The following is a 25671-nucleotide window of genomic DNA, read 5'->3' as shown; positions in this document are numbered from 1 at the left end:
AGCGCAGGCTCCCGCAGCCAGCGCTTCCGGCCCGACCGGCAATGACGTGCACAGCCCGGCTTCCATGCAGCGGCTCAAGACCCGCGCGCAATTCCAGGCCGTCCTCGCAGGTGCCACCGTGGCGCGCACTGCTCATTTCGCATTGCATCGCTGTGCGCTCGATCTCGCATCGAGCGCACAGCCGTTGTTCGCGTCCGACGACGTCTGGCTGGGTGCCATGGTGCCCAAGCGCTGGGCGCGTCGCGCTGTCACGCGCAATGCCATCAAGCGTCAGATTTACGCCGTGAGTGCTGCTACCGGCGTTGCCTTGCCGCGTGCTGCGCACGTGGTGCGCCTGCGCGCCGGTTTCGACCGCAAGGAATTCGTGAGCGCCACCTCGGACAAGCTCAAGGCCGCCGTGCGCGCCGAGCTCCAGCAACTGCTGGCGCGGGCTGCGCGCACCCCAGCGGCGCCTGCGGCTCCCTCCTCTTCGCCATGAAACGCCTGCTGATCGGCCTCGTGAAGGCCTACCGCCTGCTGCTGAGCCCTTGGCTCGGCCAGTCGTGCCGCTTCACGCCGACCTGCTCCGTGTATTCGATCGAGGCGCTCGAGGTGCATGGCGCGCTCAAGGGCAGCTACCTGACTCTGCACCGCATCGCGCGCTGCCAGCCCTGGTGCCAGGGCGGCCACGATCCGGTTCCACCGAAATCTCAGCGTCGCACTGACAAGTCAGGATCGCTGTTTTCGTCTCTTCTCTCCTCCGACAAGAAGTCTTCGTCATGAACGATATCCGCCGCACGATACTGTGGGTGATTTTTGGGTTCTCGCTGGTGCTGCTGTGGGACCAATGGCAGGTCTTCAACGGCAACAAGCCGACCTTCCTGCCGTCGACCAAGCCGGCCGCCACGGCTGCCGCTCCAGCCAACGCACCTGCAGCCAACAACGGCGTGCCGACCGCATCCGGCACCAGCGGCAACGCGGGCGCCGTGCCCACGCAAGCCGCCGCGGCCGCGCCGCGCGAGCAGGTCAACGTGACCACCGACCTGTTCAAGGCAACGATCGACAGCGAAGGCGCCACGGTCAACCAGCTTGAACTGCTGAAGTACGACGAAGCCGACCGCACCAAGCACGTGGTGCTGTTCGAAAACGGCTCGCCCGCCACCCGCTACGTCGCGCAGACCGGCCTGCTGAACCAGGTCGACACCGGTGACCGCTTCCCCAACCACCTGACGCCGATGACGCCGAAGGCCGGTCCGCGCGAGATGGCCGATGGCCAGAACACGCTCGAAGTGGGCTTCGAAAGCGCCCCGGTCGGCGGCCTGAAGTACATCAAGACCTACGTGTTCCACCGCGGCGACTACGTCATCGGCGTACGCCATGAAGTGGTCAACGTAAGCGACCAGCCGCGCGACGCCCAGCTCTACATGCAGCTGCTGCGCCACGGCACCGTGGCCGCCGGCACCATGTTCGGCACCAACACGTTCACCGGTCCGGCCGCGTACACCAACGAGAAGAAGTTCCACAAGCTCGACTTCAAGGACATTGCCAAGGGCAAGATCGAACCACCGCCACCGGCCAACGACGGCTGGATCGCGATGGTGCAGCATTACTTCGCGTCGGCGTGGCTGCTCAAGGGCGACCCGGCCAGCGAACAGCTGCGCCGCGAGTTCCGCGTGAAGGACCTGGGCGACAACCTCTTCACCGTGGCCATGGTGGCCACGCTGCCGAAGATCGCCCCGGGTGCCACGCTGGTCGTGAACAGTGCGTTGTTCGCCGGCCCCGAGGAAGAAAAGAAGCTCGAAGCCATCGCCCCGGGCCTGGACCTGGTGAAGGACTACGGCATCTTCGCGATCATCTCCAAGCCGCTGTACTGGCTGCTCACCCAGCTGCACGGCATCCTGGGCAACTGGGGCTGGTCGATCGTCGCGCTGGTGGTGCTGCTGAAGGCGGCCTTCTACTGGCTCAACGCCAAGGCCTACGCCAGCATGGCCAAGATGAAGGCCATCAATCCGAAGATCATGGAAATGCGCGAGCGGCTGAAGGACAAGCCGCAAGAAATGCAGCAAGAAATGATGCGGATCTACAAGACCGAAAAGGTCAATCCAATGGGCGGCTGCTTCCCCATCGTGATCCAGATCCCGGTGTTCATCGCGCTCTACTGGGTGCTGCTGTCGTCGGTCGAAATGCGCCACGCACCGTGGATCGGCTGGATCACCGACCTGTCGGCACCGGACCCCTGGTACATCCTGCCGGTCGTGATGACGGCCACTTCGCTGTTCCAGACCTGGCTCAACCCGACGCCGCCCGATCCGATGCAGGCCAAGCTGATGTGGATCATGCCGCTCGCGTTCAGCGTAATGTTCATCTTCTTCCCGGCCGGCCTGGTGCTGTACTGGATCACGAACAACGTGCTGTCGATCGCGCAGCAGTGGTTCATCAACAAGCGCCTGGGCGTGCTGGGCAAGTAAGCCCCGCAAGCACCTCCGCCACCGCAAAGGGCCGCATCCGCGGCCCTTTTCCTTTTTGCTGAAAGAATCCGCCCCATGCTCGCCCGCACCACCGATCCCATCGTTGCCATCGCCACTGCCTCGGGGCGCGGGGCGGTTGGTATCGTGCGGGTTTCGGGCGCAAAGCTGGCGCCGTTGATCGAAGCCCTCTGCGGCCGCGCGCTCAAGCCGCGCGAGGCCACCTACCTGCCGTTCCGCGATGCGGACGGCGAGCCGGTCGACCACGGCCTGGCCATTCACTTCCCTTCGCCGAACTCCTTCACCGGCGAGGACGTGCTCGAACTCCAGGCCCACGGCGGCGCGGTCGTGCTGCAGCTGCTGCTGGCGCGCTGCCTCGAAGCCGCGTCCGAAACCGACCCCGTCACCGGACGCCCGCGCCTGCCGGGCTTGCGGGTGGCCGAGCCCGGCGAGTTCAGCCAGCGGGCGTTTCTCAACGGCAAGATCGATCTGGCGCAGGCCGAGGCCATCGCCGACTTGATCGACGCCAGCACCGAGGCCGCCGCGCGCAGCGCCGGGCGTTCGCTGTCGGGCGCTTTCTCGCGCGAGATCCACACGCTGCGCGATGCGCTGATCCACCTGCGCATGCTGGTGGAGGCCACGCTCGACTTTCCGGAAGAGGAAATCGACTTCCTGCAGAAGGCCGATGCCACCGGGCAGCTGGCAAGGCTGCAGTCGCAACTCGCTGCCGTGCAGCAGCGCGCGCGCCAGGGTGCGTTGCTGCGCGAAGGCATCAAGGTCGTGATCGCGGGCCAGCCCAACGCGGGCAAGAGCTCGCTGCTCAACGCGCTGGCCGGCGCCGAGCTGGCCATCGTGAGCGCGGTGCCGGGCACCACGCGCGACGTGGTTTCGCAAACCATCCAGATCCACGGCGTGCCGCTGCACGTGGCCGACACCGCCGGCCTGCGCGAGAGCAGCGACGAGGTCGAGCAGATCGGCGTGGCGCGCGCCTGGGGCCAGATCGAAAGCGCCGATGCCGTGCTGTTCCTGCACGACCTGACGCGCGCGCACCTGGGCGACTACGCCGCCGCCGACGCGGAGATCCTGGCCGGCCTGCGGCAGAAGCTGCCCGCGAGCGTGCCGGTGCTCGATGTCTGGAACAAGCAGGACGCGGCGCCCGCTACCCACCCCGAACAAGGCATTGCTCTGTCCGCCAAAACCGGCCTGGGCATCGAGGCCCTGCGCGAACAGTTGCTGGCCATGGCTGGCTGGCAGGCCGTGCCCGAGGGCGTGTACCTCGCGCGGGCGCGCCACGTGCAGGCGCTGGTCCGGGTCGAAACGCACCTGGCGCTGGCCGCCAGCCACCTGGCGGCACAGGCCCAGCTGCTCGATCTGCTGGCCGAAGAACTGCGGCTGGCGCAGAACGCCCTGAACGAGATCACCGGCGAATTCGGCGCGGACGACCTGCTGGGGGTCATCTTTTCGCGCTTCTGCATTGGTAAATAACTACAGGCGGCCTGAAAAACGTAAACAGTTGTAGCCGAATCTCGCGGCCATCGCGGATACTTCGGCTCACATGCGGGGGCCGAAGTAAACATGTCTATCCAGAACCTGAGCCGCGCCATCGCGGAGAACATGAACATCGACGCGTTCGCGTTGACGTTCAATGTCCAGCAGTGGGAAACGCTGGCGGGCTATCTGCAGCCCATCGATACCGGCGTCGGCGACGTGCTGATCGAGCAGGGCACGCCGGACCGCTCGGTGTTCTTCGTCGAGAGCGGCGCCATCAGCGTGCATCGCGTCAGCAGCAAGGAGCAGATGAAGCTTGCCGTGCTCACGCCCGGCTCGGTGGTCGGCGAAGGCTCGTTCTTCTCCCGGCAGCCGCATTCGGCCAACGTGGTGATCACTGGCGCGGGCCGCGTGTGGCGGCTCACGGCGATCCGTTTTGCGGAAATGTCGAACCGCCAGCCCAACATGGCGCTGGAGATCGCGATGGCGCTCGGCGCCGTGATCGCCAAGCGCATGGCGCATCGCTCCAAGCGCGTTGCCGTGACCTGACGAAACCCCGATCGCCCGCCGCCGGATCGTCGACCAGCCAGCCAGTTTTTCGTTCTGGACCCCGAGAGTAGAGAGTAGTCAGCAAGTAAGCCATGGCCTTGATATGTCCGGTCTGCAGCACGGAAAACCGTGACGGCGCGAATTTCTGCAGGAGTTGCGGCGTCAAGCTGTCCGCCGCGGGAGACCGGATTCCGCCGCCCCCCAGCCCCGAACGCGAATGGGCCACCACCGCCCCCGCCCAGTTGCGCGCGCCCACCATTCCGGCACCGCTGTTCGATCCGGAGGAGCCACCGCCACCCGCGCGCGCCTCGTTCTTCAGCAGGACGCCCGCCGCGCGGCAGAACGACGAGCATGAACAGACCGTGTTCATGGTGCACGACGACGGATTGCCGCATTCGTCCGCGCCGCCCGTCGCACCGCCGGGGCTGGAATCGACCTGGGCCCCGCAGCACGAAATGAAGAAGAGAAGCCGGGCCAAGGTCCGGCAGTCTGTGTCGGTCGACCGCCCGCCACGCAAGCGCGTGATCCTGCTGTGGCTCGGTCTGCTGGTGGTCGCGGTGGCGATGATCGTCGCGGGCTGGTACGGCTACGGAACGCGCAAGGCACCCGCCGCCGAAGGGGCTGCGCCGGCCGTCGAGGCTCCCGCGGCCCCGCCGCTGCCGCCGCCGACCGAGTCGTCACCGCCTGCAGCGCCCTCGGCGCCAGCGGACCCCCAGCCCGTCGAGCCAGCCGAGACACCGCCTGCCGCGGAAGCCGCACCGGCGCTCAAGCCCGTTGCCAAGCCGCGCAAGCAGGCGCCCGCCTCCGTGCAGCAGCCGTCGAACGCGCCTGAACCCGCTGCCCCGGTCGCCGCTCCCGCCCCGCCGCCGGCACCTGCCGCTCCGGCCGAGCCGCAGGCCATGTGCGGCGACCGCAACTTCATCGCCAAGGCCCAGTGCATGGCGGCCCAGTGCCTGAAGCCCGAGTTCAAGGCCCATGCACAGTGTGAAGCGGTACGCCGCCAGCAGCGCCTCGAAGAAGAAAAGCGCAACCCGAGCCTGATCAACTGATCCGTCGGGACCGAAGCGAAGGCTGCCGGATCGTCAGCCTTTTTGCAGCCGCTCCACGGCCATCGCCAGCGCGGCGGGCTTGCCAGACAGCACCAGCGTGTCGCCGTCCGACAGCACCGGGTTGTCGGCCAGCGCGCGCGGCTGGCCGTCTTGCCGGCGCAGGCTGGCGACGCGCACGCCCAGCGTGTGCAGCGCCATCTGTTCCAGCGTCTGGCCGACCGCGCGCGCGCCGGCATTGAGGGTGAAGCTGTTGAGGCGCTCGTGGTCGATCTCGTCGGCGTTGTCGTCGTCGGCGCCGTGGAAGTAGCCGCGCAGCAGGTTGTAGCGGGCATCGCGCTGGTCCTGCACCACGCGGATCACGCGCCGCATCGGCACGCCGACCAGCGCCAGCGCATGGCTTGCGAGCATCAGCGAACCTTCGATGGCCTCGGGCACCACCTCCGTGGCGCCTGCTGCCTGCAGCTTTTCGAGGTCGTGATCGTCCTGCGTGCGCACGATGACTGGCACGTGCGGCGCATGGGCGCGCGTGTTGGCCAGCACCTTCATCGCGCCCGGCACGTCGAGATAAGTGACGACCACGGCGCTGGCGCGTGCGAGGCCCGCGGCCATCAGGGCCTGCAGCCGGGCCGCATCGCCGAACACCACCGAGTCGCCGGCGGCGGCGGCCTGGCGCACGCGGTCGGGGTCGAGGTCGAGCGCCATGTACGGGATGCCCTCGCGCTCGAGGATGCGTGCCAGGTTCTGGCCGCAACGCCCGTAGCCGCAGATGATCACGTGCTGCGCGGTGTTGATGGTCTTGCGCGCGATGCTCGTCATCTGCAGCGATTGCTGCAGCCAGTCGCTGGCCACGAGCTTTCGCACGATGGCGTTGCTGTACATGATGATGAAAGGCGTGGCCAGCATCGACAGCACCATCGACGCCAGCACCGGGTTGGCCAGCCACGGCGGCAGCAGGCTGCGCTCTTGCGCCAGCGTCAGCAGCACGAAGCCGAATTCGCCCGCCTGCGCAAGGTAGAGGCCGGTGCGCAGCGACACGCCCGAGGTGGCGCCGAGCACCCGCGCCAGCACCGTCACCAGCCCCAGCTTGAACGCCAGCGGCACCAGCAGCAGCACGCCCACCAGCAGCCAGCGCTCGACCACGATGTGCCAGTCGAGCGACATGCCCACCGTGATGAAGAACAGCCCCAGCAGCACGTCGTGGAAGGGCCGGATGTCGGTCTCGACCTGGTGCTTGTATTCGGTTTCCGACACCAGCATGCCCGCGATGAACGCGCCCAGCGCCAGGCTCAGGCCGGCCAGCTCGGTGAGCCAGGCAAGGCCCAGCGTGATCAGCAGCACGTTCAGGATGAAGAGCTCTTCGCTGCGCCGCCGCGCCACCAGCGTGAGCCACCAGCGCATGATGCGCGGGCCGCCGTAGAGCAGCACGCCGATCAAAAAGCTCGCCTTCAGCAGCGCCAGGCCCAGCGCCTTGGCCAGTGCCTCGGGTGGCGCGCCCAATGCGGGGATCAGCACCAGCAGCGGCACCACGGCCAAGTCTTGAAACAACAGCACGCCCATCACGCGCTTGCCGTGTTCGCTCTCGAGCTCGAGCCGCTCGGCCATCAGCTTGACCACGATGGCCGTGCTGCTCATGGTGAGCGCGCCCGACAGCGCCAGCGCAGTCTGCCAGCCCAACTGCCATGTCGGGGGCAGCAGCAGCCGCGCGATCAGCAGCGCGCCGACCGTGGCGATGGACATCGTCAGCAGCACCTGCAGCAGGCCGAGCCCGAACACGTGCTTTCGCATTGCGCGCAGCTTGGGCAGGCTGAACTCCAGCCCGATCACGAACATGAGGAACACCACGCCGAATTCGCCCAGGTGCTGGATGCCTTCGGTGTTCTGCGCCAGCGCGAAGGCGTGCGGCCCGATCAGCACGCCGGCCGACAGATAGCCCAGCATCGGCGGCAGCTTGAGGGAGCGGCACGCCACCACGCCGATCACCGCGGCCAGGAGATACAACAGCGTGAGATCGAACGAAGACATAGGCGCCGATGCTAGAGCAATGTCCGTGCCCCGGGCTTCCCCGGGCCATGTGATCCCGGGTGCCGGCCGGCCCGTAAAATCCGGCGATGAGCTCCCGCCCCGTTCCGGCCCCAGTGGTCGACCCCGAAGCCATCCTCGCTCGGGCACGCCTGACCTTCGACATCGAAGCCGAAGCCGTCACCGGTCTGAAAGACCGCGTCGGCCTGAGCTTTGTCGATGCCGTGCGCAAGATCCTCGAAGTGCGCGGCCGTGTGGTCGTGATGGGCATGGGCAAGAGCGGCCACGTCGGCCGCAAGATCGCCGCCACCCTCGCCTCCACCGGCACGCCCGCGATGTTCGTGCACCCGGCCGAAGCCAGCCACGGCGACCTCGGCATGATCAAGGCGGTCGACCTGGTGCTGGCCATTTCCAACAGCGGCGAGGTCGACGAGCTCACCGTCATCCTGCCGGTCGTCAAGCGCCAGGGCGTGCCCCTGATCGCCATGACAGGCCGCCCTGAATCCACCCTCGCCCGCCATGCCGACATCGTGATCGACGCGGGCGTGTCCAAGGAAGCCTGTCCGCTCAACCTCGCGCCCACCGCGAGCACCACCGCCCAGATGGCAATGGGCGATGCGCTGGCCGTGGCGCTGCTCGACGCGCGCGGCTTCGGCTCGGAAGACTTCGCGCGCTCGCACCCGGGCGGCGCGCTCGGGCGCAAGCTGCTCACCCACGTAAGCGACGTCATGCGCTCAGGCGACGAAGTGCCGCGCGTGCCGCCGTCGGCCAACATCAGCGAGCTGATGCGCGCGATGAGCATCAAGGGCTTCGGCGCCGCCGCGGTGATCGAGCCCGACGGCCGCGCCTCGGGCATCTTCACCGACGGCGATCTGCGCCGGCTGATCGAAGCGGGGGCCGACTTGCGCACACCCAAGGCGGTCGACGTGATGCACCGCGACCCGCGCACCATCCGCGCCGATGCGCTGGCGGTGGAAGCCGCCGAGCTGATGGAGCAATGCGGCATCACCCGCCTGTTCGTGATCGACGGCGCGGGGGTGATCGTCGGCGCGATCAACACCAACGACCTGATGCGCGCGAAGGTCATCTGATGCCGCTCGAGTTCCAGGCCGAGACCTTGCTCGCCGCGCAGGACGTGCGCATTGTTTTCTTCGACATCGACGGCGTGCTGACCGACGGCGGCGTGTACTTCACCGAGCACGGCGAAACGCTCAAGCGCTTCAGCATCCTCGACGGCTACGGCCTGAAGCTGCTGCGCAAGGCCGGCATCGTGCCGGCCGTGATCACCGGACGCGATTCCAAGCCGCTGCGCGTGCGGCTCGAGGCGCTGGGTATCGAGCACGTGCGCTACGGCACCGAAGACAAGCTGCCCGCTGCACAGGCCATGCTCGACCAGCTCGGCTATACGTGGGCGCAGGCCGCGGCCATCGGCGACGACTGGCCCGACCTCCCGGTGCTCACGCGCGTCGGTTTCGCGGCGGCGCCAGCCAATGCCCATGCGGAAGTGCGCGGCATCGTGCGCTACGTGACCCAGGCGCGTGGCGGCGAAGGCGCGGCGCGCGAGTTCTGCGACCTGCTGCTCACGGCTTGCGGCCAATACCGCGCGATGCTCGATGCTGCCCGAGGCCCGACCACATGAACAACGCGAAACGCGCATGGGGCATGGTGCGCGACGTCCTCGACCGCGCCACGATCTACCTGCCGATCATCCTCACGGCCGCCGTCGCGCTCGGCACCTACTGGCTGGTGCGCAACGCGCCCAAGCTGCTGGAGCCCACGGCCAAGGTCGCGCCCACGCATGAGCCCGATTACTTCATGCGCGACTTCGTCATCAAGAATTTCCTGCCCAATGGCGACCTGCGCAGCGAGCTGCACGGAGTCGAAGGCCGGCACTACCCCGACACCGACACAATCGAGATCGACAAGGTGCGCATGCGCAGCGTGTCGCCCGAGGGCCTGGTGACGCGCGGGTCGGCCGACCGCGGCCTGTCGAACTCCGACGGCAGCGAGGTGCAGCTGTTCGGCAATGCGATCGTCATCCGCGATCCTTCGGTGGGACCGAACGGCAAGCCTGCGCCGCGCCTCGAGTTTCGCGGCGACTTCCTGCACGCCTACGTCGACACGGAACGCGTCACGTCGAACAAGCCGGTCACGCTCATTCGCGGCACCGACCAGTTCACCGGCGATACGCTCGACTACGACAACCTGAGCGGCGTGGCCAACCTGAACGGTCGGGTGCGCGGCGTGCTGATTCCGTCGGCGGCTCCGGCCGCTCCTGCCAAGCGCTGAAGAAGACATCTCCTGCATGACCACGTCCCCGCTTGTCTTCATCACCGGCGCATCGAGCGGCATCGGCCAGGCGCTGGCCGCGAGCTTCTACGACGCGGGCTATCGCCTGGCGCTGGTCGCTAGGCGCACGGCGGAAATCGAAGCGTGGGCGAATGCCCGCCAGCTGAGCGCAGACCGCTACCGGATCTACAGCGCTGACGTGGCGCAGACCGACAGCATCGTCGCCGCCGGCAACGCCTGCATCGCGCAGCAGGGGCTGCCCGACGTGGTGATCGCCAATGCCGGCATCAGCGTTGGCATCGACACAGCCGAGCGCTCCGACCTCGACGTGCTGGCGCAGACCTTTGCCACCAACAACGTCGGCTTGACCGCCACCTTCCACCCGTTCGTGCGGGCGATGGTGCAGCGCGGCAGCGGGCGGCTGGTGGGCATCGGCAGTGTGGCGTCCATCCGCGGATTGCCGGGGCATGGCGCGTACTGCGCCAGCAAGGCCGGCGTAGTGGCGTACTGCGAGAGCCTGCGCGGCGAACTGTTCAATAGCGGCGTCAAGGTCGTCACCCTCTGCCCGGGCTACATCGACACGCCGCTCACGCAGGGCAACCGGTACGGCATGCCCTTTCTCATGAAGGCGGAAGATTTCGCCGACCAGGCGCTGCGCGCCATCGAGGCCGGCACCAGCTACCGCGTGATTCCGTGGCAGATGGGTGTGGTCGCCAAGATCATGCGCATGCTGCCCAACGCCGTGCTCGACCGGGCGGTGCAAGGGCGCGAGCGCAAGAAGCGAAGCGGCGAAGCCTGAGCATCGCGCGCCGAATGACCGGCCATTGAAAAAGGCTCCCGAGGGAGCCTTTTGTCTGTGTGCTTGAGAGCGTAAGGGCTTAGTAGCCGCTGTTGCCGCCACCACCGTAGCCGCCGCCACCACCGCCGCCGGAGCGGCCACCGCCGCCACCGCCACGGGGACCGGCGCCGTAGGGGCTGCGGAAACCGCCATCGCCACCACCACCGCCGCCACCGCTGCGGCCACCACCGCCGCCGCCGTAGCCTCCGCCACCGCCGGAGCGGCCACCGCCACCACCACCGTAGCCGCCACCACCGCCGCCGTAGCCTCCTCCGCCACCACCGCCGCCATAACCACCACCGCCGCCGCCGTAGCCTCCGCCACCACCGCTGCGCGGGGGACGAGCTTCCATCGGACGTGCTTCGTTGACGACGACGCTGCGGCCACCGAGGGGCTGGCCGTTCATGCCGTTGATTGCTGCTTGTGCTTCCGCGTCACTGCCCATCTCGACGAAGCCGAAGCCCTTCGAGCGGCCGGTGTCACGTTCCATCATGACCTTGGCGCTGGTCACTGCGCCGAACTGCCCGAAGGCCTGTTCGAGATCTCCGTCGCGCACTGAGTAAGGCAGGTTGCCGACGTACAGTTTGTTGCCCATCAAGGGACTCCTATAAACACATCAAGAAAAGCGATGGAGTCCCGAAAGCATCACTCAAACGAGAGCCGTCGAGTCGCGCGAAACTGACCGATCACCGAACTGCCCCCCGACCAAAATGAAGAGGGAGGCTCGTGCATTATGGGTGAAATATCCGAATTGCAAGCGGGAATTTGCTTCTTGAGGTAGCACCTGTCAAAACTAATGGAAAGCTAGTGCCTACTTGCATGTTTGGGCGAGGTCCTTGGCGCTACATGTAGAATTCGCCCCGTCATTGGGGAGTAGCCGCCTTCCGATCTGCGAGAAGGGCCCGCGTCAACAGACTTGTCCTGCCCCACACAGGACATGGCGCGTGCAGTGAACACACCTGGCGAGACCTTTGACCGTGCAACTTCGGGAATATGGCCGAAGGTGTTGCACGGTCAATTGCGTCCTTCGGCCCAAGGAACCCCACGTCCATCATGGAAGCTTTTCTCGTTGCAACCGGCGTAGTTGCGCTCGCCGAAATGGGCGACAAGACCCAACTCCTGGCCCTCTTGCTCGCTGCCCGTTTCAGGAAACCCTGGCCCATCGTTCTGGGCATCTTCGCCGCCACCATCATCAACCACGCGCTGGCGGGTGCCGTCGGCAACTACATCACGCGCTGGCTCGGACCCGAGGTGTTGCGCTGGATCCTGGGCGGCTCGTTCATCGCGATGGCCGTCTGGATGCTGATTCCAGACAAGCTCGACGACGACGATGCCCCGGGCGCGTCGAAATTCGGCGTCTTCGGCACCACGGTGATTGCGTTCTTCCTCGCCGAGATGGGCGACAAGACCCAGATCGCCACCGTCATGCTCGCCGCCCGCTTCACGCACGACTACTTCTGGGTGGTCGCAGGCACCACGCTGGGCATGATGCTGGCCAACGCGCCGGTGGTGTGGCTCGGCGAGAAGATCGTGCGGCGCGTGCCGATCAAGCTAGTGCACGGCATCTCGGCCGCGATCTTCCTGGTGCTGGGCGTGATCATGATCATCGGCTGGTAATCCGATGGGGCGATATACTGCCTCTTGCGCCGATTTGCTTCAGCTTGCGGGCGCTTTATAAATTCAGCTAAAGACAGGCGCGGCAGACCCGGCTCGTTTTTGGCGAGGCCGGGTTTTTTCATTCATGTCGTCGTCACCACCTTTGGTCGTCACCTCGCAGTCGATGCAGTTCGCAGGCCCGCTGGCCCTGCGCAGCGGCGCGTCGATCAGCGACTACACGCTCGCCTACGAAACCTACGGCACCCTGAACGCCGATCGCAGCAATGCGGTGCTGGTGTGCCACGCGCTCAACGCCTCGCACCACGTTGCGGGCGTCTACCAGGGCCAGGCCCGCTCCGAGGGCTGGTGGGACAACATGGTGGGCCCGGGCAAGCCGGTCGACACTGACCGCTTCTTCGTGATCGGCGTCAACAACCTCGGCTCCTGCTTCGGCTCGACCGGCCCGATGCACGTCAACCCCGCCACCGGCCACGTCTACGGCGCCGACTTCCCCGTGGTCACGGTCGAAGACTGGGTCGACGCGCAGGCCGCGCTGCTCGACGTGCTCGGCATCGAGACGCTCGCGGCCGTCATGGGCGGCAGCCTTGGCGGCATGCAGGCGCTGTCGTGGACGATGCAGTACCCCAGCCGCGTGCGCCACGCCGTGGTCGTGGCCAGCGCGCCCAACCTCACGGCCGAGAACATCGCCTTCAACGAAGTCGCGCGCCGCGCCATCGTGACCGACCCCGACTTCCACGGCGGCCACTTCTACGAACACGGCGTGATCCCGAAGCGCGGCCTGCGCATCGCGCGAATGATCGGCCACATCACCTACCTCAGCGACGACGTGATGAACGAGAAGTTCGGCCGCATCCTGCGCAGCGCCGTCGAGGGCGAGGTGGCGGGGCTCGACTACCGCTACTCCACGCAGGACGTCGAGTTCCAGATCGAAAGCTACCTGCGCTACCAGGGCGACAAGTTCAGCGAGTACTTCGACGCCAACACCTACCTGCTGATCACCCGCGCGCTCGACTACTTCGACCCCGCGCGCAGCCACGGCGGCAAGCTCAGCACCGCGCTGGCCCAGGCCACGGCCAAGTTCCTGCTCGTGAGCTTCAAGACCGACTGGCGCTTCTCGCCCGCGCGCAGCCGCGAGCTCGTGAAGGCGCTACTCGACAACCGTCGCAACGTGAGCTACGCCGAGATCGACGCGCCGCACGGCCACGATGCGTTCCTGCTCGACGACGTGCGCTACATGGGCGTGGTGCGCTCGTACTTCGAACGTGTCGCCAAGGAGTTCCAATGAGCGACCTCGAACACCAAAGATTGATTGCCGAACTCGTGCCCCAAGGCTCGCGCGTGCTCGACCTCGGCTGCGGCGACGGCGCCCTGCTCGACCTGCTGCAGCGCGAGCGCGGCTGCACCGGCTACGGCGTGGAAATTGCCGACGGCAACGTGCTGCAGTGCATCCGCCGCGGCGTCGACGTGATCCAGCTCAACCTCGACGAAGGCCTCGCGATGTTCGACGACGCCTCGTTCGACGTGGTGCTGCAGATCGACACGCTTCAACACCTGCGCAATGCCGAAGTGATGCTGCGCGAGACCGCGCGCGTCGGCCGCATCGGCGTTGTCGCCTTTCCCAACTTCGCGCACTGGCCCAACCGCCTGAGCGTGGCGCGCGGCCGCATGCCTGTGACGCGCCGCCTGCCCTACCAGTGGTACGACACGCCCAACATCCGCGTCGGCACCTTCAAGGACTTCGAGGTGCTGGCCGGCAAGAACAACCTGCGCGTGCTCGACGCCTTCGGCCTGCAGGACGGGCGCGACGTGCGCTGGCTGCCCAATGCGCGCGCCAGCACGGCGGTCTTCAAGTTCGAGCGCGGCGGCGGCTGAGCCCTTTGGAGCGCACCACCGGATGAGCTTCACGCTTGCACAGCCGGTTCACAGCGAGCTGCTCATCAAGAAGAGCCGCTTCATCGGCTGCGTGCAACCGGTGGCCGACCGCGCGGCCGCGCTGGCAGTGGTCGCCTCGCTGCGTGCCGAACATCCCGCGGCCGCGCACGTTTGCTGGGCCTTGATGGCCGGCGGCCAGTCGGCCGCGAACGATGACGGCGAGCCCGGCGGCACGGCCGGCCGGCCGATGCTGGAGGTGCTGCGCCACCAGCAGGTCGAAGGCGCGCTCGCAACCGTGGTGCGCTACTTCGGCGGCGTGAAGCTGGGCGCGGGCGGACTCGTGCGGGCCTACACCGATGCGGTCGCGCAGGCCCTGCTCAGCGCCGAGCTCGTGCCGCTGGTGCGCCAGCGCAGTCTCGGTTGCTCGGTGCCCTATGCGCTCGAAGGACTGGTGCGGCGCGAGCTCGCCGCTGCAGGCGCGGTGCTCGACGATGTGCAGCATGGCGACGACGTGGCCTTCGCCTTCTCGCTGCCGGAGCCCGATGCCGACGCTTTCATCGCCCGTCTCGACGATGCTGCGCAAGGGCGCGTCGTCTGGCCGAAGGCGTAAGGCGTCTTGCGGGCGTTGCAGGTGCTGAGGGCGCAGGCGCCGCCATCGCGAGAATGCCGCGCGGCGCCACCGGTACCGCTTCGTCGTCGGGCCCGCGCCGCGCCATCTCCGCGGTCACGATGCCGGTCGGCACCGCGAGCACGCCCCAGCCCAGCAACATCATCACCGAGGCGATCGCGCGGCCCAGGTCGGTCTTGGGCACGAGGTCGCCGAAGCCCACCGTGGCCATCGTCGAGATGGCCCAGTAAATTGCCACCGGAATGCTTGTGAAGCCATGCACTGGCCCCTCGACCACGTACATCAGCGTGCCCATCACCAGCACCACCAGCATCACGAAGCCGACGAACACCGTGATCTTGCGCCGGCTCGACGCCACGGCAGACACCAGCGCGCGGTACTCCACCGAGTAGCGCGATAGTTTGAAGATGCGGAACACACGCAAGAGCCGCAGCACGCGCACGTCGATCAGGTACGCCATCTCGGGCGCGAAGGCCACCAGAAAAGTCGGCAGCAGCGCGAGCAGGTCGATCACGCCGTAGAAGCTCAGCGCATAGCGCAGCGGCTTGTTCACGCAGCACAGCCGTGCGATGTATTCCAGAGTGAAGAGAATGGTGAACACCCATTCGAGCGCATTGAACAGCGGCCGCCACTGCTCGCGGATCGACTGCACGCTGTCGAGGATCACCACCAGCACGCTGGTGACGATCACCGCGATCAGCGCCAGGTCGAACATCAGGCCCGCGCGCGTGTCGGCCTCGAAGATCACCGTGAACAGCGTGCGCCGCCAGCCGTGCGCGGGCTTGTCGAAGCGCGAGTCGGTGGCAGACGAAATGGCGCGCGAGGGGTGCGCGGCCTGCGCGGTGGAAGGAGTTTCGGAGTTCGGAGGGCTCATGACGCCGCATTGTCATGTCCACAGTCGATTTATTCAGTTACGCTTCTTGCGCAATGAAGTGCCGCAGGCCATGAGTGCGTTCTTACGATAGTCCCTTTCTTGAGGAGCTCCCCTTTGGCTACACAGTCCCCCTTCTTCGGCAAGCGTGATCGTGACACCGACTCGTTGACATCCCGCCCCGCGCCGCTCGTCGGTTCGGGCACCAATCTCTCCGGAACCCCCGTCAATCCCTCGTCGCTGACCGCGCAGCAAGGTGGCCTGAACACCGCCGCTGCAGCAGCATCTGCCGCCGCCAAGGAAGGCGGCAGCAAGCTCACCGTCGGCCCGAACATCAAGCTCAAGGGCGTGGAGATCACCGACTGCGACACGCTCGTGGTCGAAGGCCTCGTCGAGGCCACCATGGACTCGCGCCTGATGCAGATCGCCGAGCAGGGCGAGTTCAAGGGCTCGGCCGAAATCGACATCGCCGAAATCCGCGGCGTGTTCGACGGCAGCCTCACGGTGCGCGAAAAGCTCGTGATCCACTCGACCGGCAAGGTCACCGGCAAGATCCGCTACGGCAAGATCGTGATCGAAGAAGGCGGCCAGCTTTCCGGCGAAATCAGCTTCGGCGCCAAGCCGTCGCTGCACGCCGCAGGTTAAGACTCAGGCTTTCGGCGGGATCCACCCAAAGCGCTCCAGCAAGGCACCGGCCGCGGCCGGTGCCTTTTCTTTGGCGCCATTGATGAAGTAGACAAACACGTCGCGCTTTTTCGGCGACACGGCCCAGCCCTGCGCGCGCTCGGCCCAGGTGTCCAGCGCCTTCGGCGCGTAGCCGGTCTTGAGCTTGGCGTCGGCCATCATGAGCCGCGCATAGGCGAAATCGCCTTCGGGCTCCTCGAAGGACGGAAACTTGTCGGCGTCGGTGAACACCGTCGACACCTTGTGCTTCTTCGCGAGCGCCTTGTACGCGGGCACCATGAAGCTCTCGTGCCGCACGTCCATCACGTGCCGCAGCACGCGGCTGCCCTCCTTCTTCGGTAGCAGCGCGAGAAAAGCCTCGAAGTCTTCCGCATCGAACTGCTTGGTCGGCATGAACTGCCACACGATCGGCCCGAGCTTGTCGCCGAGTTCGGCCACGCCGCTGTCGATGAAGCGCTTGATGGAGTCGCCCGCACCTGACAGCAGCTTGCGGTTGGTCGCGAAGCGCGAGGCCTTGAGCGAGAACATGAAGTCGGCCGGCGTGTCGTCGTGCCACTTCCTGAAAGTGTCGGGCTTGAAGGTGCTGTAGTAGGTGCCGTTGATCTCGATGGAGCTGACCTTGCGGCTCGCGTAGTTCAGCTCCTTCGCGTGCGCGAGCCCCTTGGGATAGAAGTTGTCGCGCCAGGGTTCGTAGGTCCAGCCGCCTATGCCCACCTTGATGTTTGCCTTGCTCACATGGCCCTCCGGGTTGAGATCGCCCGCACTCTACGCGCGGTCGCCTCAAGGCGCAAAATGCGCCTTTTCGTCACCCGCGGAGAACCCACCGATGAACGCCCCCCTGCACCGCGAAATGCCCGCCGGCACGCTCGACGCCGAGCGCGCCCTGTCCGACGTCACCGCCCAATGGGACGGCGACATCGTCCGACAACTCACCGACTACATCGGCATTCCCGCCAAGTCGCCCGGCTTCGACAAGGACTGGTCGGCCAACGGCTACCTCGAGACCGTGCTGCGCAACGCCGCCGCCTGGGTCGAGGCGCAGAAGGTCGAAGGCCTGAAGCTGGAGATCGTGCGCCTCGAAGGCCGCACGCCGGTGCTGTTCTTCGAAGTGCCGGCCACCGGCACCGACATGGGCGAGACCGTGCTGATGTATGGCCACCTCGACAAGCAGCCCGAGTTCACCGGCTGGCGCAACGACCTCGGCCCATGGACGCCCAAGTACGAGAACGGCCTGCTCTACGGCCGCGGCGGCGCCGACGACGGCTACGCGGTGTACGCCAGCATCGCCGCGCTGCAGGCGCTCAAGAGCCAGGGCGCGGCGCATCCGCGCATCGTCGGCTTGATCGAGACCTGCGAGGAAAGCGGTTCCTACGACCTGCTGCCCTACGTCGACGCACTGCGTCCGCGCCTGGGCAACGTCGAGCTGGTGATCTGCCTCGACTCCGGCGCCGGCAACTACGACCAGCTGTGGCTCACCACCTCGCTGCGCGGCATGGCCAGCGGCACGCTCAAGGTGGAAGTGCTGACCGAAGGCATCCACTCGGGCGACGCCTCGGGCCTCGTGCCATCGAGCTTCCGCATCATGAGGCAAGTGCTCGATCGCCTCGAAGACAGCGCCACCGGCCGCCTGCTGCCCGCGAGCTTCCACTGCGAAGTGCCGGCCGACCGGCTCGCGCAAGCCAGGGCCACCGCCGCGATCCTCGGCGAAGAGGTCTACAAGCGCTTTCCGTGGGCGCACTACGACTGCGGCGGCTCGACCATGTTCGCGCTGCCGACCACCACCGATCCGGTCGAGGCCCTGCTCAACCGCACCTGGAAGCCCACGCTGTCGGTGACCGGCGCCGAGGGCTTTCCGGCACTAAAGGACGCGGGCAATGTGCTGCGCCCGTACACGGCATTCAAGCTGTCGCTGCGCCTGCCCCCGCTGGTCGATGCGGCCGAGGCGGTGCAGAACCTCAAGACGCTGCTCGAAGACAACGCGCCCTACCAGGCCCGCGTGACCTTCGAAAGCAACGGCGGCGCCACCGGCTGGAACGCACCCACCATCACGCCGTGGTTCGAGGACGCGCTCAACAAGGCCTCGCAGGCGCACTTCGGCGCCTCCTGCGGCTACATCGGCCAGGGCGGCACCATTCCGCTGATGAACATGCTCAGCGCCGGCTTCCCGAAGGCGCAGATGATGGTCTGCGGCGTGCTCGGCCCGAAGAGCAACGCGCACGGCCCGAACGAGTTCCTGCACGTGCCCTATGCCAAGAAGCTCACCGCGGCCGTGGCCGAAGTGATCGCCGCATTGCCGGCTGCGCACCGCGCGGCCACATCGGAGCCGGTGGCCGCTTGAGCGAGGCGCTGCCTTTGCCGCAGCGCGTTTCGCTGTCGACCCCGGACGGCGAGACGCTCGCCCTGCGCCGGCTGCCGGCGCCCGGCCCGGCGCGCGCCGTAATCGTCGTGGTCCATGGGCTCGGCGAGCATGCGGGCCGCTATCACGCGCTCGCGGAATGCCTGCACGAATGGAACTTCGCGGTGTGGGCGCACGACCACTTCGGGCACGGCGAATCGACCGGTGCGCGCGGCGGCCTGCCGAGTGAACTGCGGCTGGTCGACGACCTCGCACTCGTGATCGACGATGCGCGCCGCGAAAACCCCGGCCTGCCGCTGGTGCTGCTGGGGCACAGCCTCGGCGGGCTGGTCGCCGCGAGTCTGGTGGCGCGTGATGTGCGGCAAGTCGATGGACTGGTGCTTTCCTCGCCGGGGCTCGACCCGGGCCTGAGCGGCTTCCAGAAGATGCTGCTCGCTGTGCTGCCGCGCATCGCGCCCAATCTGCGCGTGGGCAACGGTCTCGATGACAACTACCTCTCGCACGATCCAGCCGTGGTGCAGGCCTACCGCGACGATCCGCTCACGCACGACCGCATCGGCAGCCGCCTCGCGCGCTTCCTGGCGTACGAAGGCGCGACGGTGCAGCAGCGGGCCGCGAACTGGCCCGTGCCGACGCTGCTTCTCTATGCGGGTGACGACCGCCTCGTGATGCCAGCCGCCAGCCGCGCCTTCGCTGCTGCCGCGGCATCAGGCGGCAAGGTCGAGGCGCACTGCTTCGACGCGCTGTACCACGAGATCTTCAACGAGCTCGAAGCCGACGCGGTCTTCGCGGCCCTGCAAAGCTGGCTCAACCGGCGCTTTCCGACGCTGGCCTGACGGCGCGCTTGCGCGCCAGCCAGATCAGCGCGGCGCCCGTCAGCGCCACCGGCACCAGCGAGCCGAAGTTCAGCAGTTGCCAGCCCTGCGTGGTCACCAGCACACCCGAGGCGAACGAGGTCAGCGCCAGCGTGGCGAATACGCAGAAGTTGAGCGCGCCCTGTGCGCGGTCGCGTTCCTCGGCGGTGTAGGCCGTGAGCGAGAGCGTGGTGCTGCCGGTGAACAGAAAATTCCAGCCCACGCCCAGCAGGAACAACGCCACGATGAAGTGGTGCAGCTCCACGCCCGAGAGTGCGATGGCGATGCACCCGAGGTTCAGTGCCAGCCCCACGCCCATCACCGGCAGCGCGCCGAAGCGGCGGATCAGGTGCCCGGTGAAGAAGCCCGGCGCGAACATGCCGATCACGTGCCATTCGAGCACCAGCGCGGCGTCGGAGAACGGCAGGCTGCAGATCTGCATCGCGATGGGCGTCGCGGCCATCAGCAGGTTCATCACGCCGTAGCCCAGCGCGCCCGCGGCGGCGGCCACGATGAACACCGGCTGCCGCATGATCTCGGCCAGCGGGCGCCCGCCCGCTGCCCCCTTGCGCGTGGGCGCGGCGGGGAATTCGATGAAGTGCATCACCGCCATCGACAGCAGCGCCACCACGGCCAGCGCAATGTAGGCGCCCGCGAACGGCACCGCAAAGGCTTCGCGCGTGGCGGTGGCGAGGTTCGGCCCGGCAACCGCGCCGATCAGCCCGCCCGCCATCACCATCGACACCGCCTTCTCGCGCCAGGCCGGCGCTGCCAGCTCGGCAGCGGCGAAGCGGTAGAGCCCCGCGTTGGCGTTGTAGTAGCCCGCGATCACCGTGGCGAAGCACAGCAGCCAGAAGTTCTTCGTGACCGCCGCGAAGCAGCACAGCAGCGACGATGCCACCGCCACCGCCACCGCCAGCCCGATCTGGAACGAGCCGCGCCGACCGAAGCGCTGCTGCGTGCGCGCCACCAGCCCGGTGCTGAGCGCGCCGCCCACCACGTAGCTCATCACCGGCAGCGTCGCCATCCAGCCGTGCGGCGCGATGGCCAGCCCCACGAGCCCGTTGATCGCGATGAAGGTCACGTTGTTCGTCAGGAGCAGGCCCTGGCAGATGGCGAGCAGCCACAAGTTGCGGTTCATGGCGCCGTCTCCCGGATCGCGCGCTGCAGATCGCGCTCGATCTCGCTGAAGGCGATGGGCGGCAGCTCGCCGAGCGTGCCTTCCTTGCCGTCGAGTGCCACCGCGCGCACGGTCTGCAGCTCCTTGCCGTCGGGGCTGTCCTGCACGAACCAGCCTTCCTCCAGCATCAGGCAGATGCGGCCACTGCCGGGCAGCGCCTTGTTGAAGCTGTTGACCATGCCGCCGTCGCCGACCTCGCGCTGCCAGCCGCGCGTTTCCAGGCCCATGAGGGCGGCGTTCGACACGGCGCGGCCGGCCCAGTGCGGGAGCTCGCGGCGGGTGCGCAGCGCCTCGTCGAGCACGAAGCTCGGGCGCATCAGCTGCTCGAAGGGCTGCATGATTTCGTAGTCGGCCAGCACTGCGGCCCATGCGGTCGCCAACGACGGGTCGAGGGCCGCTATCTCCAGCGGATGCGGCAGGCCGATGCGCGCGGCCTCGGGCAGCTTCACCGCGTCGTCCTGCAGGTCGGCCAGCTCGCCTTCGGCGCTGACGCGGAAGGTGCCTTCGAGCTTGTCCGATGCGTCGAACAAGCCCCAGACCAAAGGCCGGCTGAAGACCCGCAGCACCGGGTGGTTGGCGAAGAAGGGCATGAACTCGTCAGGGGCCCATCGGCGCTGCGCGCACATCGCGGCCTCCAGCCGCCTGATCTGCGTGGTGGCGACGGTCTTTGCGAGCTTGCGCAGCTCTTTCAGCTGCGTGGTTGCGGCGGCGGCCTTGCCGGCGTCGTCGTTCGCGCCCGGCTTGGGCAGCGTCTTGAGTGCCTTGCCCCTGGCGTCGTGCACCACGGGCTGGAAGTTGTCGTCCATGCGCACCTCGAAGCTGCGCGGGCCGAAGTCGAGCGTCAGGCGCGCACGGGTGTCGAGGCCGAGATCAGGCACGGTGCGGTCGGCCAGCTGGTCGAGGCTGAGGCCGCGCTGTTCGGCCACTTCGCCGAGCATGCGGTCGGCGCGGGTGCGCAGGTCGTCGTGGCGGGTCTGGCGCGCGAGTTCGGCCAGGTGCATCAGGGCGGCGTCGCTGCCGATCTCGCCGAGCATCACCATCGCGTCGTAGGCCCGCACGCGGTCGAGCGCGGCGCGCCACTGGCGCAGCAAGCCATAGAGCTGGCGCGCGGTTTCGCCGTCGCCGAGGCGGCCCTGCAGCGCGAACATCCAGCGCTCCTTGGCCGGCCGGCCGTTGCCGATCCACCAGGCCAGCAGCGCGCGGCCGAAGCGCGCGAGGGAGTCGGGCGTGAGCGCGTCCAGCAGCGGAGCCAGCCCCGGATAGGGCGCGTCGGGCTTGCCGAGCATCATCGCCATCAGCACGTCGGGCACCACGTCCTGCGGCAGCGCGAGGCCGCCTTGCTTGAGGATCAGGCGGGGTAGCGCCGCCAGCGGCAAGGTCTTCGGCACCACGGGCAGGCTGTCGGGCAGCAGCTCTTCGGGGGCGATGGCCAGCAGCTGCGCCACCGCGTCGGCGGCTTCGGCGCCGTAGGCGAGCGCCTGGTTGCGCACCGCATCGGCGTGGCCGGCATCGTGCAGCCAGCGCAGCGCGGCCTGCGCTGCTTCATGCGCGGGGCCGGGTTCGTCCAGCGCGATGGGAACGAGGCCGCGCGCGGCCGCGTCCGGGTAGCGCGCCAACCACTCGCCCGCTTCGCGCCGGACCCAGCGGTTGGTGTGGAAGCCCTTGGCGATCCAGCCGGCGAGCGGGTCCCATTCGATGACGGAGGCCAGCTCGAACATCGCGCGCGAGCCCTGCTTGAGGAAGCGCGGCAGTCCCGGCAGCGCCGCCGCGCCGAACGCATGGAGGATGGGGCGCACGCGCGAGACGTCGCCCATGTAGAGCTCGGGCGCGGGCCCGAGCGTGAACACTGCGATGGCCAGCGGTTCAGGCAGGAGCCAGATGTATTCGGCAACGCTCCAGTGGGTGGCCGGAGGTTCGCCGAAGTCTTCCGGCCCGATCTCGCGGCCGTTTGCCGCGACGGCCTCGATGAGCTCGGGGCGCAGGCCCAGCATCCACAGGGCCTTGTGCACCTTGCCGCCCTCGCGGATCTCTGCGGGGGCGTTGGGCTGGTTGCGCGCGAATTCGTCCATCCACTGGTCGGCGCGTTCGCGCGAGGCGCGGAGCTCGCGTGCCAGCCAGTCGGACGATTCGCCCGTGGCCTGCAGATACTGCGGCGGCGGCAGATTGCGCCAGTGCAGCAGCGCCGTCGGCGGCAGTGGCTGCAACGCCAGCGTCGGGATGACGGGCAGCGCCTGCCGGTTCTTCCAGGGCGGGCGCCGCAGCAGCGCGGGCCAGACGTCGGGGGCGGCATCGGTTACGCCGGCGGAGCTGTCCTCCTGCAGGCGCGCGAGCGTCTTGCGCTGGCCGTCGTCGCAGGAGGCCTCCAGCGGTTGCTGCCACTCGGGGTTCGCGGCCAGCAACTCCAGGATCAGCGCGGCGCCGGCCTGGTGCCGCGCCGGGTTCGCCGACAGCAGTTCGCGCAGCACGAACAGCGGCCAACGAGCAGCCTGCTTGACGAGGGCGTTCTTGCAGTCGATCTGCTTGACCTGGGCCACGAAGAAACGCACGACAGCCGCGTCGTGGATGGCCAGCAGGTCGGTGACGGCTTCCTTGTGCGGGGACGGCTCGAAGAACAGCTCTGCCGCCGCGGCGCCGTGCATGTCGAGCATGCGCAGCCGCGCGGCGCGTGGCGGGTAGAAGCTGGAACGGTGGCGGCGAAAGAAGTCGAGGCTGTCGGCCAGGCTGCGCTCGTCGGACAGCGAACCACCGCAGTGGCCGCAGGGCCGGTCGTTGAACTGTGCGAGCGCCTCGCTCATGCCCTTGGACCACCGCACGGTGCCATCGGGCTGCGCGTCCAGACCTTCTTCTTTCGACTTGCGACTGCCCGCCATGCCATTGCTCTCCATTGATGCGAGCGGGATTGTCGGCCAACACGCACGGGCCAAAAAAAAGCGCCCTCGCGGGCGCCGGAATCCTGGAGAACGCAGTCCGTCAGTTCAGGACTGCTTGCCTTGCAGCAGACCGCTGAGCGAACCCAGCAGGTCGTCGTGATTGCCCAGGCCCTGGTCGGGGACCTTGCCGTGCGGCGTGAGCTGGTCGATGAGCGCTGGCAGCATGGTGGCGAGCATCGGCAGCAGCGTTTGCGCATTGATGCCGAGCTTGGATGCGATGCTGGCGATGGTGTCGCTGCCCAGCGCGTTCTGCAGCTGATCGCCAGAGACCGGCTGGTTCTCGCCCTTGCCGACCCATGAGCCAATGACGTCGCCCATGCCGGCCTGCTCGAACTTCGAGACCAGACCGCCCAGGCCGCCCTGCCCGCCGTTGTTGGCGAGCAGGCCGCCCAGCGCGCCGGCCAGGCCTCCCAGATCGCCCAATCCGCCGCCTTGCGGTTGCTGCTGTTGCGCAGCGCCTCCAAGCACTTGACCGAGTACCGAATCGAGCAATCCCATGGCTTTTTCCTTGGTGTGTGACAGAACCGTCAGCATTGTTAAATGCCGCGGACCGTAAGCAGAAAGTGGCACGTCCACTTTCGAACTGGCAACGTGACAAATTACTTGGTACGCGCTGTCCGTTTGGGGAGCAATGCGGGGCTGACCCCCTGCACGCCCACCAGGCCCAGCACGGTAACCAGCGAATTCTGCGCGCCTTTCCATGCATCTGTCACGTCAATGGACTCGCTCAACGAATGGAATCCAGAGGCCTTGCCGCCACCGCCGACGATGATCGCGGGAATGCCCAGCGCGATCGGCACGTTGGCATCGGTGCTGCCGCCGCGCAGCAGGGTCTTGTTGCCAAAGGCGGCGTTCGAACGGATCGCGGCCTCGACGATCACCGAATCGGGCGGCGTGCGGCCGCCGGGGCGGTCGCCGATGAGCTTGGTGCTCACGCTCAGTGTGCTCACGTTCCAGCGCTTGTTTTCCTCGACCACGGCTTCGTCGATGGCCGCGAGGATCTTCTTCTCCGTTTCGAGCAGCGAGGCCATGTCGTCCGAACGGATGTCGATGGCCATGCGCGCATCGGGCGCGATGGTGTTGACCGAAGTGCCGCCGCCCACGGTGCCGACGGTGAAGGTTGTCTTCGGGAAACTGGGTGTGCGCACGTCGGCGATCTTCGCGATGGCGCGCCCCATGCCGTGGATGGCGCTCGGTACCTGGCCGAACGCACCGAAGCTGTGGCCGCCCGGACCCTGGAACGTGACCTCGTAGCGGTGGCTCGCGGTGCCGAGCACCAGCACCGCGCCCGGCGACGACGGCTCCAGCCCCACCATGCCGTCGATGTCGAGGTTGTCGCGAAAGATCGCCTTCATGCCGCGCAGGTTGCCGAGTTCTTCCTCGCCGACGTTGGCGACGATCATCAGGTCGCCTACCGTCTGGATCTTGTTGTCGTTCAGCACCTTGAGCCACGACAGCAGCACCGACAGGCCGCGCGTGTCGTCCGCGATGCCGGGTGCGTGGAGCCGGCCATCGTGCTCTTTCACCTTCACGTCGGTGCCGGCGGGGAACACGGTGTCGAGGTGCGCGGAAATCAGCAGCTTCGGGCCGCCGCCGATGCCCTTGCGCAGACCGACGACGTTGCCTTCGGCGTCGATCTTCGCGTGCGTCAGCCCCAGCGCCTTCATGCGCGCGAGAAACGCCTCGGCGCGCTTTTGCTCCTTGAAGGGCGGTGCCTCGATTTCGGTCAGCGCCTTCAGGTCTTCGACCGCGCGCTCATGGTCGGCCTTGACCGCGTCGAGCAGCTTCTGGATGGCAGGCGAGGCCATCAGCTGGACATAGGCCTTGTCGACCTCGGGGCTGACTTGCGCGGGCGTGGGGGCGACAGCCTGGCTTTGGGCGAGCGCGCCATGCGTGGCGCAGAGCAGCGCGGCCAGAACGAAAGGGGCAAAGCGCGGCGAACTTGGCGAGCGGGACATGGGCCAAAAGTCCTTCTTTTGTCTTAATGAAGTAACGATTGTTTC

The 25671-nt window shown here is 67.5% G+C and carries 25 protein-coding genes and 1 riboswitch; of the genes, 17 read left to right on the top strand and 8 right to left on the bottom strand.

The annotated features are described in order from the left end of the window. The first annotated feature begins 64 nt into the window (after positions 1-64). The 6 genes from ACSFBF_RS19105 (at position 65) to ACSFBF_RS19080 (ending at position 5530) form a co-directional block, all read left to right on the top strand. Positions 65-478, top strand: a complete 414-nt coding sequence (locus ACSFBF_RS19105) for a ribonuclease P protein component (protein ID WP_435470057.1) — start codon at positions 65-67, stop codon at positions 476-478. Continuing rightward, positions 475-762: a membrane protein insertion efficiency factor YidD gene (gene yidD, locus ACSFBF_RS19100; protein WP_093054976.1), complete on the top strand. Its 288-nt coding sequence runs from the start codon at positions 475-477 to the stop codon at positions 760-762. Before ACSFBF_RS19105 ends, yidD begins: the two co-directional genes overlap by 4 nt. Further along, positions 759-2447, top strand: a complete 1689-nt coding sequence (gene yidC, locus ACSFBF_RS19095; RefSeq protein WP_435469635.1) for a membrane protein insertase YidC — start codon at positions 759-761, stop codon at positions 2445-2447. The genes yidD and yidC overlap by 4 nt, the downstream gene beginning before the upstream one ends. Positions 2448-2522: 75 nt before the next feature. Then, on the top strand, positions 2523-3929 hold the full coding sequence (gene mnmE, locus ACSFBF_RS19090) for a tRNA uridine-5-carboxymethylaminomethyl(34) synthesis GTPase MnmE (RefSeq protein WP_435469633.1): 1407 nt from the start codon (positions 2523-2525) through the stop codon (positions 3927-3929). A 90-nt stretch (positions 3930-4019) separates the two neighbouring features. Next, complete coding sequence (locus ACSFBF_RS19085) at positions 4020-4481, top strand: Crp/Fnr family transcriptional regulator (RefSeq protein WP_435469631.1); 462 nt, start codon at positions 4020-4022, stop codon at positions 4479-4481. 92 nt (positions 4482-4573) lie between these two features. Further along, positions 4574-5530 (top strand): zinc ribbon domain-containing protein, encoded by a 957-nt coding sequence (locus ACSFBF_RS19080; RefSeq protein WP_435469629.1) that lies wholly within the window; start codon positions 4574-4576, stop codon positions 5528-5530. Positions 5531-5563: 33 nt separating this feature from the next. Here ACSFBF_RS19080 and ACSFBF_RS19075 read toward each other — a convergent pair whose 3' ends face one another. Further along, entirely contained in the window at positions 5564-7552 is a 1989-nt protein-coding gene (locus ACSFBF_RS19075; RefSeq protein WP_093076438.1) for a monovalent cation:proton antiporter family protein, read from the bottom strand. A gap of 86 nt (positions 7553-7638) precedes the next feature. On the opposite strand from ACSFBF_RS19075, the gene ACSFBF_RS19070 reads away from it, so the two are divergent. The 4 genes from ACSFBF_RS19070 to ACSFBF_RS19055 are packed head-to-tail and all read left to right on the top strand — an operon-like array spanning position 7639 to position 10637. After that, positions 7639-8640, top strand: coding sequence for a KpsF/GutQ family sugar-phosphate isomerase (locus tag ACSFBF_RS19070; RefSeq protein WP_435469627.1), 1002 nt, complete (start codon positions 7639-7641; stop codon positions 8638-8640). Further along, positions 8640-9188 (top strand): KdsC family phosphatase, encoded by a 549-nt coding sequence (locus ACSFBF_RS19065; RefSeq protein WP_435469625.1) that lies wholly within the window; start codon positions 8640-8642, stop codon positions 9186-9188. Before ACSFBF_RS19070 ends, ACSFBF_RS19065 begins: the two co-directional genes overlap by 1 nt. After that, complete coding sequence (gene lptC, locus ACSFBF_RS19060; protein ID WP_435469623.1) at positions 9185-9838, top strand: LPS export ABC transporter periplasmic protein LptC; 654 nt, start codon at positions 9185-9187, stop codon at positions 9836-9838. The genes ACSFBF_RS19065 and lptC overlap by 4 nt, the downstream gene beginning before the upstream one ends. A 16-nt stretch (positions 9839-9854) precedes the next feature. After that, positions 9855-10637 (top strand): SDR family oxidoreductase, encoded by a 783-nt coding sequence (locus ACSFBF_RS19055; RefSeq protein WP_435469621.1) that lies wholly within the window; start codon positions 9855-9857, stop codon positions 10635-10637. 79 nt (positions 10638-10716) lie between these two features. Here ACSFBF_RS19055 and ACSFBF_RS19050 read toward each other — a convergent pair whose 3' ends face one another. Then, positions 10717-11271, bottom strand: a complete 555-nt coding sequence (locus ACSFBF_RS19050; RefSeq protein WP_435469619.1) for an RNA recognition motif domain-containing protein — start codon at positions 11269-11271, stop codon at positions 10717-10719. 261 nt (positions 11272-11532) lie between these two features. Continuing rightward, positions 11533-11720: riboswitch (yybP-ykoY riboswitch) on the top strand. A 9-nt stretch (positions 11721-11729) separates the two neighbouring features. On the opposite strand from ACSFBF_RS19050, the gene ACSFBF_RS19045 reads away from it, so the two are divergent. The 4 genes from ACSFBF_RS19045 to ACSFBF_RS19030 all read left to right on the top strand — a co-directional run bounded on the left by ACSFBF_RS19045 (position 11730) and on the right by ACSFBF_RS19030 (position 14775). Then, entirely contained in the window at positions 11730-12293 is a 564-nt protein-coding gene (locus ACSFBF_RS19045; protein WP_435469617.1) for a TMEM165/GDT1 family protein, read from the top strand. A gap of 124 nt (positions 12294-12417) precedes the next feature. Further along, positions 12418-13578, top strand: coding sequence for a homoserine O-succinyltransferase MetX (gene metX, locus ACSFBF_RS19040; RefSeq protein ID WP_435469615.1), 1161 nt, complete (start codon positions 12418-12420; stop codon positions 13576-13578). Next, positions 13575-14165, top strand: coding sequence for a methionine biosynthesis protein MetW (gene metW, locus ACSFBF_RS19035; RefSeq protein WP_093055000.1), 591 nt, complete (start codon positions 13575-13577; stop codon positions 14163-14165). The genes metX and metW overlap by 4 nt, the downstream gene beginning before the upstream one ends. A gap of 22 nt (positions 14166-14187) precedes the next feature. Then, positions 14188-14775, top strand: a complete 588-nt coding sequence (locus ACSFBF_RS19030) for an IMPACT family protein (RefSeq protein ID WP_435469613.1) — start codon at positions 14188-14190, stop codon at positions 14773-14775. Here ACSFBF_RS19030 and ACSFBF_RS19025 read toward each other — a convergent pair. Then, the gene (locus tag ACSFBF_RS19025) at positions 14720-15667 is read right to left on the bottom strand and encodes an ion transporter (protein WP_435469611.1); all 948 of its coding nucleotides are present in this window, start codon (positions 15665-15667) and stop codon (positions 14720-14722) included. The genes ACSFBF_RS19030 and ACSFBF_RS19025 overlap by 56 nt on opposite strands. Positions 15668-15781: 114 nt before the next feature. On the opposite strand from ACSFBF_RS19025, the gene ACSFBF_RS19020 reads away from it, so the two are divergent. After that, positions 15782-16309 (top strand): bactofilin family protein, encoded by a 528-nt coding sequence (locus ACSFBF_RS19020; RefSeq protein WP_435469609.1) that lies wholly within the window; start codon positions 15782-15784, stop codon positions 16307-16309. Positions 16310-16312: 3 nt separating this feature from the next. On the opposite strand, the gene ACSFBF_RS19015 is transcribed toward ACSFBF_RS19020, so the two are convergent. Further along, positions 16313-17083, bottom strand: a complete 771-nt coding sequence (locus ACSFBF_RS19015) for a DUF72 domain-containing protein (protein WP_435469607.1) — start codon at positions 17081-17083, stop codon at positions 16313-16315. Positions 17084-17174: 91 nt separating this feature from the next. On the opposite strand from ACSFBF_RS19015, the gene ACSFBF_RS19010 reads away from it, so the two are divergent. Together ACSFBF_RS19010 and ACSFBF_RS19005 are read left to right on the top strand one after the other, a co-directional pair. Further along, entirely contained in the window at positions 17175-18686 is a 1512-nt protein-coding gene (locus ACSFBF_RS19010; RefSeq protein WP_435469605.1) for a M20 family metallopeptidase, read from the top strand. Next, positions 18683-19540: an alpha/beta hydrolase gene (locus ACSFBF_RS19005; protein WP_435469603.1), complete on the top strand. Its 858-nt coding sequence runs from the start codon at positions 18683-18685 to the stop codon at positions 19538-19540. The genes ACSFBF_RS19010 and ACSFBF_RS19005 overlap by 4 nt, the downstream gene beginning before the upstream one ends. On the opposite strand, the gene ACSFBF_RS19000 is transcribed toward ACSFBF_RS19005, so the two are convergent. The 4 genes from ACSFBF_RS19000 to ACSFBF_RS18985 all read right to left on the bottom strand — a co-directional run bounded on the left by ACSFBF_RS19000 (position 19512) and on the right by ACSFBF_RS18985 (position 25626). Then, a complete protein-coding gene (locus tag ACSFBF_RS19000) occupies positions 19512-20699 on the bottom strand; it encodes an MFS transporter (RefSeq protein WP_435469601.1) in 1188 nt (395 codons plus the stop codon). The genes ACSFBF_RS19005 and ACSFBF_RS19000 overlap by 29 nt on opposite strands. Then, the gene (locus ACSFBF_RS18995) at positions 20696-23608 is read right to left on the bottom strand and encodes a DUF4132 domain-containing protein (RefSeq protein ID WP_435469600.1); all 2913 of its coding nucleotides are present in this window, start codon (positions 23606-23608) and stop codon (positions 20696-20698) included. The genes ACSFBF_RS19000 and ACSFBF_RS18995 overlap by 4 nt, the downstream gene beginning before the upstream one ends. A 105-nt stretch (positions 23609-23713) precedes the next feature. Continuing rightward, positions 23714-24166 (bottom strand): YidB family protein, encoded by a 453-nt coding sequence (locus ACSFBF_RS18990; protein WP_435469598.1) that lies wholly within the window; start codon positions 24164-24166, stop codon positions 23714-23716. Positions 24167-24267: 101 nt separating this feature from the next. Then, a complete protein-coding gene (locus ACSFBF_RS18985; RefSeq protein WP_435469596.1) occupies positions 24268-25626 on the bottom strand; it encodes a M20/M25/M40 family metallo-hydrolase in 1359 nt (452 codons plus the stop codon). Positions 25627-25671 lie beyond the last annotated feature (45 nt).

This window comes from Variovorax nivicola, from assembly GCF_051216475.1.
Lineage (GTDB): Bacteria > Pseudomonadota > Gammaproteobacteria > Burkholderiales > Burkholderiaceae_C > Variovorax.
This window is presented reverse-complemented; position numbering and strand designations above follow the sequence as displayed.

What these genes read in the sequence shown, in the direction of transcription:
- ACSFBF_RS19105 (WP_435470057.1), top strand. Translation starts at nt 65, where the DNA reads ATGCAGCGGCTCAAGACCCGCGCGCAATTCCAGGCCGTCCTCGCAGGT.
- yidD (WP_093054976.1), top strand. Translation starts at nt 475, where the DNA reads ATGAAACGCCTGCTGATCGGCCTCGTGAAGGCCTACCGCCTGCTGCTG.
- yidC (WP_435469635.1), top strand. Translation starts at nt 759, where the DNA reads ATGAACGATATCCGCCGCACGATACTGTGGGTGATTTTTGGGTTCTCG.
- mnmE (WP_435469633.1), top strand. Translation starts at nt 2,523, where the DNA reads ATGCTCGCCCGCACCACCGATCCCATCGTTGCCATCGCCACTGCCTCG.
- ACSFBF_RS19085 (WP_435469631.1), top strand. Translation starts at nt 4,020, where the DNA reads ATGTCTATCCAGAACCTGAGCCGCGCCATCGCGGAGAACATGAACATC.
- ACSFBF_RS19080 (WP_435469629.1), top strand. Translation starts at nt 4,574, where the DNA reads ATGGCCTTGATATGTCCGGTCTGCAGCACGGAAAACCGTGACGGCGCG.
- ACSFBF_RS19075 (WP_093076438.1), bottom strand. Translation starts at nt 7,552, where the DNA reads ATGTCTTCGTTCGATCTCACGCTGTTGTATCTCCTGGCCGCGGTGATC.
- ACSFBF_RS19070 (WP_435469627.1), top strand. Translation starts at nt 7,639, where the DNA reads ATGAGCTCCCGCCCCGTTCCGGCCCCAGTGGTCGACCCCGAAGCCATC.
- ACSFBF_RS19065 (WP_435469625.1), top strand. Translation starts at nt 8,640, where the DNA reads ATGCCGCTCGAGTTCCAGGCCGAGACCTTGCTCGCCGCGCAGGACGTG.
- lptC (WP_435469623.1), top strand. Translation starts at nt 9,185, where the DNA reads ATGAACAACGCGAAACGCGCATGGGGCATGGTGCGCGACGTCCTCGAC.
- ACSFBF_RS19055 (WP_435469621.1), top strand. Translation starts at nt 9,855, where the DNA reads ATGACCACGTCCCCGCTTGTCTTCATCACCGGCGCATCGAGCGGCATC.
- ACSFBF_RS19050 (WP_435469619.1), bottom strand. Translation starts at nt 11,271, where the DNA reads ATGGGCAACAAACTGTACGTCGGCAACCTGCCTTACTCAGTGCGCGAC.
- ACSFBF_RS19045 (WP_435469617.1), top strand. Translation starts at nt 11,730, where the DNA reads ATGGAAGCTTTTCTCGTTGCAACCGGCGTAGTTGCGCTCGCCGAAATG.
- metX (WP_435469615.1), top strand. Translation starts at nt 12,418, where the DNA reads ATGTCGTCGTCACCACCTTTGGTCGTCACCTCGCAGTCGATGCAGTTC.
- metW (WP_093055000.1), top strand. Translation starts at nt 13,575, where the DNA reads ATGAGCGACCTCGAACACCAAAGATTGATTGCCGAACTCGTGCCCCAA.
- ACSFBF_RS19030 (WP_435469613.1), top strand. Translation starts at nt 14,188, where the DNA reads ATGAGCTTCACGCTTGCACAGCCGGTTCACAGCGAGCTGCTCATCAAG.
- ACSFBF_RS19025 (WP_435469611.1), bottom strand. Translation starts at nt 15,667, where the DNA reads ATGAGCCCTCCGAACTCCGAAACTCCTTCCACCGCGCAGGCCGCGCAC.
- ACSFBF_RS19010 (WP_435469605.1), top strand. Translation starts at nt 17,175, where the DNA reads ATGAACGCCCCCCTGCACCGCGAAATGCCCGCCGGCACGCTCGACGCC.
- ACSFBF_RS19000 (WP_435469601.1), bottom strand. Translation starts at nt 20,699, where the DNA reads ATGAACCGCAACTTGTGGCTGCTCGCCATCTGCCAGGGCCTGCTCCTG.
- ACSFBF_RS18995 (WP_435469600.1), bottom strand. Translation starts at nt 23,608, where the DNA reads ATGGCGGGCAGTCGCAAGTCGAAAGAAGAAGGTCTGGACGCGCAGCCC.
- ACSFBF_RS18990 (WP_435469598.1), bottom strand. Translation starts at nt 24,166, where the DNA reads ATGGGATTGCTCGATTCGGTACTCGGTCAAGTGCTTGGAGGCGCTGCG.
- ACSFBF_RS18985 (WP_435469596.1), bottom strand. Translation starts at nt 25,626, where the DNA reads ATGTCCCGCTCGCCAAGTTCGCCGCGCTTTGCCCCTTTCGTTCTGGCC.